Annotated in this window: 9 protein-coding genes and 1 tRNA gene; all 10 read left to right on the top strand. The window is 39.8% G+C overall.

Annotation, left to right across the window (positions count from 1 at the left end; translation table 11 throughout):
* The first annotated feature begins 522 nt into the window (after window positions 1-522).
* A tRNA-Met gene (locus ACYIAR_RS08385) sits at window positions 523-596 on the top strand.
* A 168-nt stretch (window positions 597-764) separates the two neighbouring features.
* Window positions 765-1,691: an Rpn family recombination-promoting nuclease/putative transposase gene (locus ACYIAR_RS08380; RefSeq protein ID WP_480333436.1), complete on the top strand. Its 927-nt coding sequence runs from the start codon at window positions 765-767 to the stop codon at window positions 1,689-1,691.
* 362 nt (window positions 1,692-2,053) lie between these two features.
* The gene (rimP, locus tag ACYIAR_RS08375) at window positions 2,054-2,521 is read left to right on the top strand and encodes a ribosome assembly cofactor RimP (RefSeq protein WP_480333434.1); all 468 of its coding nucleotides are present in this window, start codon (window positions 2,054-2,056) and stop codon (window positions 2,519-2,521) included.
* Between the two features lie 2 nt (window positions 2,522-2,523).
* Window positions 2,524-3,777: a transcription termination factor NusA gene (nusA, locus tag ACYIAR_RS08370; protein ID WP_480333433.1), complete on the top strand. Its 1,254-nt coding sequence runs from the start codon at window positions 2,524-2,526 to the stop codon at window positions 3,775-3,777.
* A gap of 161 nt (window positions 3,778-3,938) precedes the next feature.
* On the top strand, window positions 3,939-6,776 hold the full coding sequence (infB, locus tag ACYIAR_RS08365; protein WP_480333431.1) for a translation initiation factor IF-2: 2,838 nt from the start codon (window positions 3,939-3,941) through the stop codon (window positions 6,774-6,776).
* Between the two features lie 165 nt (window positions 6,777-6,941).
* Window positions 6,942-7,442: a CvpA family protein gene (locus tag ACYIAR_RS08360; RefSeq protein ID WP_480333429.1), complete on the top strand. Its 501-nt coding sequence runs from the start codon at window positions 6,942-6,944 to the stop codon at window positions 7,440-7,442.
* 151 nt (window positions 7,443-7,593) lie between these two features.
* Window positions 7,594-9,039, top strand: a complete 1,446-nt coding sequence (gene sufB, locus ACYIAR_RS08355) for a Fe-S cluster assembly protein SufB (protein WP_480333427.1) — start codon at window positions 7,594-7,596, stop codon at window positions 9,037-9,039.
* Between the two features lie 71 nt (window positions 9,040-9,110).
* Window positions 9,111-9,863, top strand: coding sequence for a Fe-S cluster assembly ATPase SufC (gene sufC, locus ACYIAR_RS08350; protein ID WP_480333425.1), 753 nt, complete (start codon window positions 9,111-9,113; stop codon window positions 9,861-9,863).
* Between the two features lie 3 nt (window positions 9,864-9,866).
* Complete coding sequence (gene sufD / locus ACYIAR_RS08345; RefSeq protein ID WP_480333423.1) at window positions 9,867-11,210, top strand: Fe-S cluster assembly protein SufD; 1,344 nt, start codon at window positions 9,867-9,869, stop codon at window positions 11,208-11,210.
* Between the two features lie 175 nt (window positions 11,211-11,385).
* Window positions 11,386-12,147 (top strand): hypothetical protein, encoded by a 762-nt coding sequence (locus ACYIAR_RS08340; RefSeq protein ID WP_480333421.1) that lies wholly within the window; start codon window positions 11,386-11,388, stop codon window positions 12,145-12,147.
* Window positions 12,148-12,189: the final 42 nt, after the last annotated feature.

Genomic DNA, 12,189 nt, shown 5'->3' with positions numbered 1-12,189 from the left:
TATATGAAAATGTTTTTGAATGACAAATTTTTTAATTTATAATTTAAGATTGATAAATCTTCGGATGACTAATTAGCTATTTGTTTATGCTATATTATATAATTGATAAGTCTAAATATATTTTCAAAACTAAGCCTTAGTTTGTAAAAACTTAGTCATGATTTGTAAAAACTAAATCTTAGTTTTTATAAATTAAACCTTAGTTTTAAGAATAAATAGTGTCTTATTTATATTTTGTCAGTTACTGTTTTTTGAAGCTAAAAGGTATCAGATACAAGTTGACAAGGTAAAATAACAGTTACTTTTTAGTCTAAATAATAAGAAACTTATGCCAAATTGTTTTCTCGTTAACTAGTCTATTCGTCTTTAAGCTGAAAATGATAGTAAAAAAGTTATTGCTTTAATCTGTTGGTAAATAGTTGTTTGTATAAGTATGTGAAAAAAATATCAAAAAAAGTTGCTGTAAAATTTGGAGGATATATAAAAGATGTCTACCTTTGCAGCGTCAATAAGAAAAACGATGGCGAGATAGCTCAGCTGGTTAGAGCGCATGATTCATAATCATGAGGTCCCCGGTTCAATCCCGGGTCTCGCTACTAGAGGCTTTCAGATGTAATCTGAGAGCCTTTTTTGTTTTTGTTGATTCCTTTTTTTATTCCTTTCTTTGTTTCTGTTGCTTCCAAGTAGAAAAAGTTCAAACGTAAAAATTTGGATGTCATTAATTTATTCTTTAAAATTGCAACATTAACTTTAAAACATTATCTATGAAAAAGAGTGTATTTATTAGTCCCTTTGTTGACAGAGGATTTAAGATTCTTTTCGGACAAGAAAATAGCAAAGAACTCCTTATTGATTTACTAAATGATTTGTTGGAAGGTGAAAGGCATATTGAAGACCTTACGTATATGAATACTGAAATGCCCCCTGAAACTTCTGATGGCAGAACAGCAGTGTTCGATCTTCGTTGCAAGGACAAAGACGGCAATATGTTTATAGTTGAGATGCAAAATTGCAGTCAACCTTATATTTATGAAAGAGGACTTTATTATATTTGTAGAGTTATAGCTGGTCAAGATAAGATCGGCGACAGTTGGAATTTTGAAATAGTACCTGTATATGGTATATTCTTCCTTAATTTTAAAAGTGGTAAGACTGATAAGGTGCGTACTGATATAATCCTAGCCGATAAGGAAACAGGCGAACCTGTATCAAAAATGATAAGGGAGATCTTTATTGAATTCCCGTTATTCAATAAAACAGAAAAAGAATGTGAAACGCCATTGGATTATTGGCTATACAATTTAAAGCATATGGAGAAATTGGAATCTTTACAGTTCAAAGGACAGAAAGCCCTTTTCCAGCGTTTGGAAGAGTTGGCTCGCATTGTCAATATGAACAAGAAAGAGCGAGATGAATATGAAGCCTGCCTGAAGGTTTACCGTGATAATTATAATACCTGGAATTATATGAAAGAGCAGGCAATTAAAGAAGGTTTTGAGGAAGGTCGAGTTAAAGGTGTTGCTGAAGGACGGGCAGAGGGATTGGCAGAAGGTATCGAGAAAGGTCGTGCTGAAGCTAAAAAAGAACTTCTGTACGGATTTGTAAAAAGTATGAAAGAGGCAGGTGTTCCTTTAGATGTTATTTCGCAATATTCAAAATTGAGCATTTCAGAGATTGAAGGTATTGATTAATCTTGCTCAGGTATTAGGAGTATTATAATAAAACAAGGAAGAGCGAAATATGTTTTCTCTTAAATATTCTTAAAATATATATCTAAAAAGTAACTGCAATACCAATCAAAACATATTTTTTTGCAGACTAATAGGAATTTCATATCTTTGCATCAGATACGAGAGGTTGAAGGAGGGGGCGGTCAGTCTCCTCCTTTTTGTTTCGTGTAATTCCGTTCCTGCGGATTTGTAATCCTATGACAACGGAAGATACTGGTGAATAAGAAGGCAAGGTGATAACTCTTCTGTAGCCTTGTCAACTCGTCAACTTATCACCTTTGAACTTATAAACTCAAAAACTTAAAAACTCAAATACTCAAAATATGATTGATAGAAACGTAATACTTCAGTTAGTCGAGGAAAAACTTGCTTCTACAGAAATGTTTCTTGTTGATGTTGAGGTTAAGACAGGTAATGTCATTGTTGTTGAGATTGACAGTGATGAAGCTGTGTCGATAGATGACTGTGTGGCATTGAGCCGTTGGCTTGAAGAACATCTTGACAGAGACAAGGAAGATTTCGAACTTGAGGTTGGTTCTGCAGGAATAACATCACCATTCAAAGTTCTACGCCAGTATGTCAAGAATATTGGTAACGAAGTGGAAATACTTCTTAAGGCTGGAGTAAAACTTACTGGAGTTCTGAAGGAGGCTGACGAAAACGGAATCGTTGTTACCGTTGAAAAGCAGGTTAAACCGGAAGGAGCCAAGAGAAAGATTACGGTTCAGGAAGACCAGTCATATACATACGATGAAATAAAATATACAAAATACTTAATAAGATTCAAGTAATTATGGCCAAGAAAGAGGAAACTATCAGCATGATCGACACCCTTGCGGAGTTCAAGGAGCTGAAGAATATTGACAAGGAAACAATGATTAACGTGTTGGAGGATTCTTTCCGTAATGTTATCGCAAAGATGTTTGGAACAGATGAAAACTATGACGTTATTATCAATCCTGAGAAAGGCGATTTTGAAATTTGGAGAAATCGCACTGTTGTGGCTGACGACGAGCTTGAAGATGAAAACTTGCAGCTTACGCTGACAGAAGCTCGTAAGATTGATGCCGATTGTGAAGTGGGAGAGGAAGTAACAGACGAAGTTAATTTTGCGGATTTTGGCCGTCGTGCAATCTTGAATCTGCGTCAGACTTTGGCATCAAAAATTCTGGAACTGCAAAAAGACAGCTTGTATGCTAAGTACAAGGATAAAATCGGTACTATCATTGCTGCTGACGTTTATCAGGTCTGGAAACGCGAAATTCTTCTTCTCGATGATGAGCAGAACGAGTTGCTTTTGCCTAAATCAGAACAGATTCCTACAGATTTCTATCGTAAAGGTGAAACTGTTCGTGCCATTGTTCAGCGTGTTGACAATATAAACAACAATCCGAAGATTATTTTGTCACGTACAGACAAGATGTTCCTTCAGAGATTGTTCGAACTTGAAGTTCCTGAAATCAACGAAGGTCTTATCACTATCAAAGCTATTGCGCGTATCCCTGGTGAAAGAGCTAAAGTTGCCGTTGAGTCATATGACGACCGCATCGACCCTGTAGGTGCTTGCGTCGGAATGAAAGGTTCACGTATCCACGGTATCGTCCGTGAATTGAGAAATGAAAACATTGATGTTATCAACTATACATCAAATATTTCATTGTTCATACAGCGTGCTTTAAGTCCGGCTAAGATTTCTTCAATCCGTATCAATGAAGAAGAAAAGAAAGCAGAAGTTTACCTGCGTCCGGAAGAAGTATCGCTGGCCATTGGTAAAGGCGGTTTGAATATCAAGTTGGCATGTATGTTGACAGAATATGCAATTGACGTATTCCGTGACATCGAAGGAGCAGATGAAGAAGATATCTATCTTGATGAATTTGCTGATGAAATTGACGGTTGGGTTATTGACGCCCTTAAGAACATAGGTTGCTATACAGCTAAGAATGTTCTTGCCGTACCTCGTGAGGAACTCATCGAACGTGCTGACTTGGAAGAATCTACCGTTGATGAAGTTTTGGCTATCCTTGCAGCGGAATTTGAAGACTAAATGAAAACTTCGAAACTCGCAACGACAGCATAGTGAGATGCACATACCGCAACAGTCAAAGGTTGTGCGTCTCTGTTAATTGCGAAGATAGTATAGCCTAGTGTTGTGGAATGTGAGATGTATTCTTGAAAAAGTGCATCTCGCTAAAAATGAAAAAAGTTATGCCTATAAAATTAATACAAGTACAGCGAAAACTTAATGTTGGAATCAACACTGTCGTTGAATTTCTGAAGTCGAAAGGTGTGGAAGTCGAAGACAATCCTAATACCCGAATAAGTGATGAACAATATTCAATGCTTGTTAAGGAATTTGGAAAGGAAACTCCGGCTCCAAAAACTTCAAAAGCTTCAGAAAAAGATACTGAAGATAAGAAAGTAGCGGACTCTTCTTCTATGGAGATAAAAACAGAAATACCTGAAGAGCTCCGACCGAAAATTGTGACTAAAGGTCATATCAATCTGGATAAACCGAAGAAAGCTTCTGAGGACAAAACAGCCGAGCTGCCGATGAAGGAGGAGGTTGCTAAGGAGGAACCGGTGAAACAGCCGGATATTATAAAAGAAGAGAAAACAGAAGAAAATAAAAGAATGGTAGATAAGGAGAAAGCTGAATTGAAACAGACGGAAGCGGAAGCTTCAATAAATGAAAGAAATGTTTCTGCAGAGGGAGGAAACTCTGCGGATAATCGTGCTGAAGGCGAGCTTTTCCGTCTGAGCACTGCTAAATTCGAGTCTAAGATTAAAGTAACTGGTAAAATTGATCTTAATGCTTTGAACCAGTCAACTCGTCCAAAGAAAAAATCTAAGGAAGAGAAGAAAAAGGAACGCGATGAAAAACAGAAATTCGCTGCTGGCCGTCCTGGACAACAAGGATTCAAGTCAGGTCAGAAAGACGGAGCTTCCAAACAGATGTCTTCTAAGCCAGGTAATGCGGCTTCGCTTGAGGATGGAGACAAGGATACAAAGAAGAAACGTAAGCGAATCAAGAAAGACCGTGTAGATGTAAATAATACTCCGGGCACAAATGTTCGTCCGAACAGTAAAGAAGACCGTAAACCTAAATTGAAGAAGCCGGTTAAGGCTGAAGTAAGCGAGGAAGATGTTCAGAAGCAAATCAAGGAAACACTTGCCCGTTTGACCAATAAGGGAAATAAAAATAACAAGGGAGCCAAATATCGCCGTGACAAACGTGAAGCTATCCATAAGCGCGAGCATGAGCTGATGGAACAGGAAGAAATGAAAAGCAAAATCCTGAAGCTTACAGAGTTCGTTACAGCAAACGACCTTGCCAACATGATGGATGTGCCTGTAACAAAGGTTATCGCTACATGTATGAGTATCGGTATTATGGTTTCAATCAACCAGCGTTTGGATGCCGAAACTATCAATATCGTTGCTGAAGAATTTGGTTTCAAAACAGAATATGTAAGTGCCGACGTAGTTGAGGCTATCAAGGAAAACGAAGAAGAGGATAATGAAGAAGACTGGGTACCACGTCCACCTATCGTAACAGTGATGGGACACGTTGACCACGGTAAAACTTCTCTTTTGGACAATATCCGAAATGCAAATGTTATCGCCGGTGAGGCAGGTGGTATCACTCAGCATATCGGTGCATACAATGTGAAGTTGCCTAATGGCAGACGTATCACATTCCTTGATACACCGGGTCACGAAGCATTTACCGCAATGCGTGCCCGTGGTGCGAAAGTAACAGATATCGCTATTATTATCGTAGCAGCCGATGACGCCGTGATGCCTCAGACTGTCGAAGCTATCAATCACGCTTCTGCAGCTGGTGTACCTATCGTATTTGCAATCAACAAGGTGGATAAACCTCATGCCAACCCGGATAAGATCAAGGAAGAACTTGCCAATATGAACTATCTGGTTGAAGACTGGGGTGGTAAATATCAGAGCCAGGAAATTTCTGCCAAGAAAGGTACTGGTGTTGAAGAGTTGCTTGAGAAAGTTCTTCTTGAAGCAGACCTTCTTGACTTGAAGGCTAATCCGAAACGCCGTGCCACAGGTTCAATCATCGAATCTTCACTTGACAAAGGTCGTGGATACGTTTCAACAGTCCTTGTTGAAAACGGTACACTTAAGATGGGTGATATCGTTCTTGCAGGAACACACCACGGACGTATCAAGGCTATGTTCAACGAACGTAACCAGAGAGTACAGCAGGCTGGCCCGTCTGAACCGGTATTGATTCTTGGTCTTAACGGTGCTCCACAGGCAGGTGATACATTCAACGTTCTTGAAACAGAACAGGAAGCACGCGAAATCGCAAACCGCCGCGAACAGTTGCAGCGTGAATTGGGCTTGCGTACTCAGAAGATGCTTACTCTTGATGATATCGGACGTCGTATCGCAGTCGGAAACTTCCAGGAATTGAACGTTATTGTCAAAGGTGACGTTGACGGTTCTGTTGAAGCATTGTCTGACTCATTGATCCGTTTGTCAACTGAAGAAATCCAGGTTAATGTAATCCATAAGGCAGTAGGTCAGATTTCAGAATCAGACGTTGTGCTTGCTGCCGCATCAAATGCGATTATCATCGGTTTCCAGGTTCGTCCTTCATTGCCGGCACGTCGTAATGCTGAGAAAGAAGGTGTCGAAATCCGTCTGTACTCTATCATCTACGATGCTATCGAAGAAGTCAAGAGTGCTATGGAAGGTATGCTTTCACCTGAAATCCGTGAGGAAATCACTGCCAATGTTGAAGTTCAGCAGGTATTCAAGATTTCTAAAGTCGGAACAGTTGCCGGATGTATCGTTAAGGAAGGAAAAATCAAGCGCTCTAACAAGATACGCCTTATCCGCGACGGTATCGTTATCTATTCCGGTGAACTTGGTTCATTGAAGCGTTTCAAAGATGATGCCAAGGAAGTTGTTGCCGGACAGGATTGCGGTTTGAACATTACAAACTTCAACGATATCCAGGTAGGCGATATTATCGAAGCATACGAAGAAACAGAAATCAAGAAAACATTGTAATTAGAAAGTCATAATCTGTATAGCAAGGGAACAAGTTAACAAGGGAACAAGGCTTCAGGGACAGTTGACAAGAAATGCTCTTAGTCAGTATGTCAACTGATAAAACCTCGTCAACTTGTATGCTTGTTCCCTTGTCTTTATAGGTTGGTGCTAAAATATGAACTTATGAATACCTTGGATATCATTTTGCTATGTATTGCAGGAGCAGGTTTTGTGAAAGGCTTGGTTGACGGAGTTGTCAAGCAGGTTGTATCTCTGATAGCTTTGATAGCTGCAGTGTTGCTTTGTGGCGAAACAGCATATATGCTGCGCAGTTATATCATATCTTTAGGTATATTCCCTCAAAATGGCATTACCATAATCAGCTACATACTTGCTTTCATAATGATTGTAGGTCTGCTTAAGATAGCAGGAAATCTTCTTGACCGTCTGATTGACTCCACACCGCTAAGCGTGTTGAATCATATTGGCGGAGGTTTCATAGGTTTTATGATTATAATTCTGTTTATGAGTCTTACCTTTAATATTATCGAATTTATAGATCCCGGCTCAGTTCTCATTCCCCGCCAGGCAAAGGTTGAATCTCTTTTTTATCAACCTTTAATAGAAATTGTCCCAACCATTTTCCCTTCACATTTGTTTGAAGAGAGTTGGGGAACAAGTTGACAAGGCATCAGAGACAAGTTGACAAGTTCAGAAACTTGCTTGAAAAATTCTTGTAAACTTGTCTCCTTGTCAACTCGTTAACTGAAAGTTGAGCCCAGCGAAACTTCATAATATTAGGTTAGACGAATAAATAAAAAACAATAAACTAAAAATGCAGGATTCAAATAATGTATTGAACGAGGTAACAAGTGGTGAATATAAATACGGCTTCGTTACCGATATAGATACGGATGTAATTCATCGTGGTCTTGATGAGGAAACGGTCCGCATTATCTCTGCCAAAAAGAATGAGCCGGAATGGCTCTTGGAATTCCGATTGAAGGCATTCCGTCACTGGCAGACTTTGGAAATGCCGGACTGGGCACATCTTAACATTCCTCCTATCGACTACCAGGATATTATCTATTATGCTGCTCCGAAGCAGAAAGAAGGTCCTAAAGACCTTAGTGAAGTAGATCCGGAATTGTTGAAAACTTTCGACAAGCTTGGTATTCCTTTGCACGAGCAGAAAATGTTGAGCGGTATGGCTGTCGATGCAGTTATGGACAGTGTTTCAGTAAAGACAACATTCAAGGAAAATCTTGCTGAAAAAGGAATCATTTTCTGCTCTTTCAGCGAAGCGGTCCAGCACCATCCTGATTTGGTTCAGAAATATCTTGGCAGTGTAGTCAGCTATCGTGATAATTTCTTTGCTGCACTTAACTCCGCAGTATTTTCAGACGGTTCGTTTGTTTATATTCCAAAAGGCGTGCGTTGCCCTATGGAATTGAGTACATATTTCCGAATCAACGCAGCAAATACAGGTCAGTTCGAACGTACTCTTATCATAGCCGACGATGATGCCTATGTAAGTTATCTCGAAGGCTGTACAGCTCCTATGCGTGACGAGAACCAGCTTCATGCTGCAATCGTGGAACTGATTGCCATGGAACGTGCCGAAATCAAATACTCAACGGTACAGAACTGGTATCCTGGTGACAAAGATGGTAAAGGTGGTATATATAACTTCGTTACCAAACGAGGTCTTTGCAAAGGTGAAAGCAGTAAAATCTCATGGACTCAGGTTGAAACAGGTTCAGCCATCACATGGAAATACCCAAGTTGTATCCTTGCCGGAGACAATTCCGTTGGTGAATTCTATTCAGTAGCCGTAACCAACAATTATCAGCAGGCAGATACCGGAACAAAGATGATTCACCTAGGAAAGAACACCCGCAGTACTATCGTATCAAAAGGTATTTCTGCAGGTCACAGCCAGAACAGCTACCGTGGTCTTGTCAAGGTTTCTCCACGTGCCGAGGGTGCCCGAAACCACAGTCAGTGCGACAGCTTGTTGCTAAGCCCAACCTGTGGAGCGCATACATTCCCGTATGCCGATATCCAGAACGAGACAGCAATTGTAGAGCATGAAGCTACAACAAGCAAAATCAGCGAAGAACAGTTGTTCTATTGTCAGCAGCGCGGTATTTCTGTTGAGGAAGCCGTAGGCCTTATCGTCAACGGTTATGCCCGTGAGGTAATGAATAAATTACCTATGGAGTTCGCTGTTGAAGCCCAGAAGTTGCTTTCTATTTCGTTGGAAGGTAGTGTAGGGTAGAAGGAGGAAGGAGTCAACTCGTCCCCTCGTCAACTAACAAACTTAAAAACACAAAAACTCAAAAACTAAAAATGCTACAAATAAAGAATTTACATGCCAATATCAACGGCAAAGAAATATTGAAAGGCATTAATCTTACAGTAAAACCTGGAGAAGTACATGCCATCATGGGACCTAACGGTTCCGGAAAGAGTACACTTAGCAGTGTACTGGTCGGTAATCCTGCATTCGAAGTAACCGAAGGAGAGGTTATTTTCAACGGCAAAAATGTTCTGGAGCTTTCTCCGGAAGACCGTAGCCGTGAAGGAATGTTCCTGAGCTTCCAGTATCCTGTAGAGATACCGGGAGTAAGTATGGTAAACTTTATGCGCGCAGCAGTTAATGCTCATCGTGAATATAAAGGACTTCCACCAGTATCTGCAACAGACTTCTTGAAACTTATGCGCGAGAAACGTGCCATTGTTGAACTTGACAACAAACTTGCAAGCCGCAGTGTGAACGAAGGTTTCTCTGGTGGTGAAAAGAAACGTAACGAGATATTCCAGATGGCAATGCTTGAACCGAAACTGGCTATCCTCGACGAAACAGACAGTGGTTTGGATATTGACGCCCTTCGTATAGTAGCAAACGGTGTTAACAAGCTGAAAACAGCAGAAAATTCAACAATAGTCATCACACACTATCAGCGCTTGCTCGACTATATCAAACCGGATATCGTCCATGTTCTTTACAAAGGACGTATCGTTAAAACTGCAGGTCCGGAACTTGCCCTCGAACTTGAAGAAAAGGGATATGACTGGATTAAAAAAGAAATGGGAGAATAATTTATGAAATCCGAACAGCAATATATAACCCTCTTCTCTCAATGCGAAGACATGATATGCCGGCACTCAGCCGAAGTTATCAACCGTCCTCGTACCGAAGCCCTTGCTGCATTCGAGCAGAAAGGTTTCCCTTCATTGAAGAGCGAAGACTATAAATATACCGACGTGGCTCAGGTATTTGCTCCGGACTACGGACTGAACCTGAACCGTCTGGAAATTCCTGTAAATCCTTATGATGTGTTCCGTTGTGATGTGCCTAATTTGAGCACTTCACTTTATTTCGTAATCAATGATTCTTTCTGTGAAAAAGAGCTTCCAAAGGCTCATCTTCCGGAAGGCGTATTTGCAGGAAGCTTGAAAAGATTCGCTACAGAACACCCGGAAATAGCATCTAAGTATTATGCACAGCTTGCAAAACCTCAGACTGACGGAATAGTTGCTCTCAACACTATGCTTGTTCAGGATGGTTTCGTACTCTATGTTCCAAAAAACACTGTAGTGGAACGTCCTATTCAGCTTGTCAACATTTTCCGCAGCGATGTGGATATGATGGCAAACCGCCGTGTCCTGGTAATTGTTGAGGACAATGCCGAAGCCAAGATGCTTGTATGCGACCATAGCATTGACGATGTTAAATTCCTTGCCACTCAGGTAATCGAAATCTTTGTTGCTGAAAATGCACATTTCGACTATTACGATTTGGAAGAAAGCTCGGTTTCAACAACCCGTTTCTCTTCTCTTCACGTAAGCCAGAAAGCATCATCATCTGTTGTTGTAAATGGAGTAACTCTTACCAACGGACTTACCCGAAACAATTATTACGCATATCTTGATGGAGAAGGAGCCAACCTCTCTCTTTGTGGTATGTCAGTATTGGATAAGGAACAGCAACTCGACACATATACATACGTTGCCCACAATGCAGCCCGTTGCCATTGTAATGAGTTGTTCAAAAATGTCCTGAACGACCATTCTGTTGGAGCCTTCAGCGGACGTATCTACGTTCGTCAGGGAGCGGACAAGACAGAAGCATACCAGACCAACAGCAACCTGTGTATGACTCGCGAAGCCCGTATGTATAGCAAACCTCAGTTGGAAATCTATGCGGACGATGTGAAATGTTCACACGGTATGACAACAGGACAGCTCGACGAATCAGCTCTCTTCTATATGCAGAGCCGTGGTATTCCTCGCGACGAAGCCCGTATGCTCCTAAGCGTAGCCTTCACAGCCGATGTTATCGACCATGTACGTGTTGAGGCACTTAAGGACCGTCTCCACAAACTTGTAGAAAAGCGTTTCAGAGGTGAGCTTGCGAAGTGTGCGGATTGTAAGATTTGTAAGTGAGGAAACTGAGGAATAAACAGAAATAGAGTTATTCATTATATAAAGCAAAAGCCAACTGATTCATATTATGTAGTATGAATTAGTTGGTTTTTTTGTATCTGGAAAATAGATTTTCTGGAAGAGGTTTGCTAATAAGAGTTATCTTTGCACGTCTATAAGAAATTAATAACAGATTATGAAGAATTTTATAAAAGGAATTTATGGTGTAAACAGAGGTTGGTGGGACAGTTTTACAAGCTGTTTTATAGGTTCCCTTTTAGGTATTGGCATTACTTTTGCAATATCGGATTATTTGGATAAGAAGAACAATGAGCAGATGGAAAAGAGAATCCAACTGATATGTATGTATAACATTCACGATTTTTTGGAACACTCCAAATCTAAAAAAGAAGAATATTTATTTGTAGATTCAGTATTCAAAGAAATACAGAATTATTACCCTGATAGTATAAAATACGTGCCAAAGGAACTGGTAAATGCCTGTTATAATTATATATACAGCTTTCATTGTACAGCCTATGACGAGTCTGCAGATAATGTGTTTAACAATAGCATAGAAGTCTGGAAATCCGTAGATAATGTTGTGAATATAAGTATAATCGGAGAAATATTTGCCACAAAACGCGTATTGAATGATATGACATCAAAAATGAGTTATGCAAAAGAGAGGATTTATAGAAATATAAGCCAAAAGAATTATTTAACTGATTTTGATTCTTATATAGATGGTGCCAACGCATTGCTTTCAAACAAAGAAAATTTAAGTCTTATGCTTGAATATAGAATATATTGTGGTACATATGTAATGACAATAGATTTGATGGATCAGCTATTCAGCAAAGTCAAAACGAATCTTGGCGTTACTGATGAGGATTTGAAATTATTTAATCATAATTACGTTATACCTGATACAATTCGCAGAGAAAAAGTTAAATGATTGAATGTTGATATTGGATTAAGCCCTGAAAGGGCATAACTT

This window comes from Parabacteroides sp. KHUB-01 (assembly GCF_056640935.1).
This window is presented reverse-complemented; position numbering and strand designations above follow the sequence as displayed.

Coding starts and splice junctions, on each gene's coding strand:
- ACYIAR_RS08380 (WP_480333436.1), top strand. CDS start 765: ATGAAAAAGAGTGTATTTATTAGTCCCTTTGTTGACAGAGGATTTAAG.
- rimP (WP_480333434.1), top strand. CDS start 2,054: ATGATTGATAGAAACGTAATACTTCAGTTAGTCGAGGAAAAACTTGCT.
- nusA (WP_480333433.1), top strand. CDS start 2,524: ATGGCCAAGAAAGAGGAAACTATCAGCATGATCGACACCCTTGCGGAG.
- infB (WP_480333431.1), top strand. CDS start 3,939: ATGCCTATAAAATTAATACAAGTACAGCGAAAACTTAATGTTGGAATC.
- ACYIAR_RS08360 (WP_480333429.1), top strand. CDS start 6,942: ATGAATACCTTGGATATCATTTTGCTATGTATTGCAGGAGCAGGTTTT.
- sufB (WP_480333427.1), top strand. CDS start 7,594: ATGCAGGATTCAAATAATGTATTGAACGAGGTAACAAGTGGTGAATAT.
- sufC (WP_480333425.1), top strand. CDS start 9,111: ATGCTACAAATAAAGAATTTACATGCCAATATCAACGGCAAAGAAATA.
- sufD (WP_480333423.1), top strand. CDS start 9,867: ATGAAATCCGAACAGCAATATATAACCCTCTTCTCTCAATGCGAAGAC.
- ACYIAR_RS08340 (WP_480333421.1), top strand. CDS start 11,386: ATGAAGAATTTTATAAAAGGAATTTATGGTGTAAACAGAGGTTGGTGG.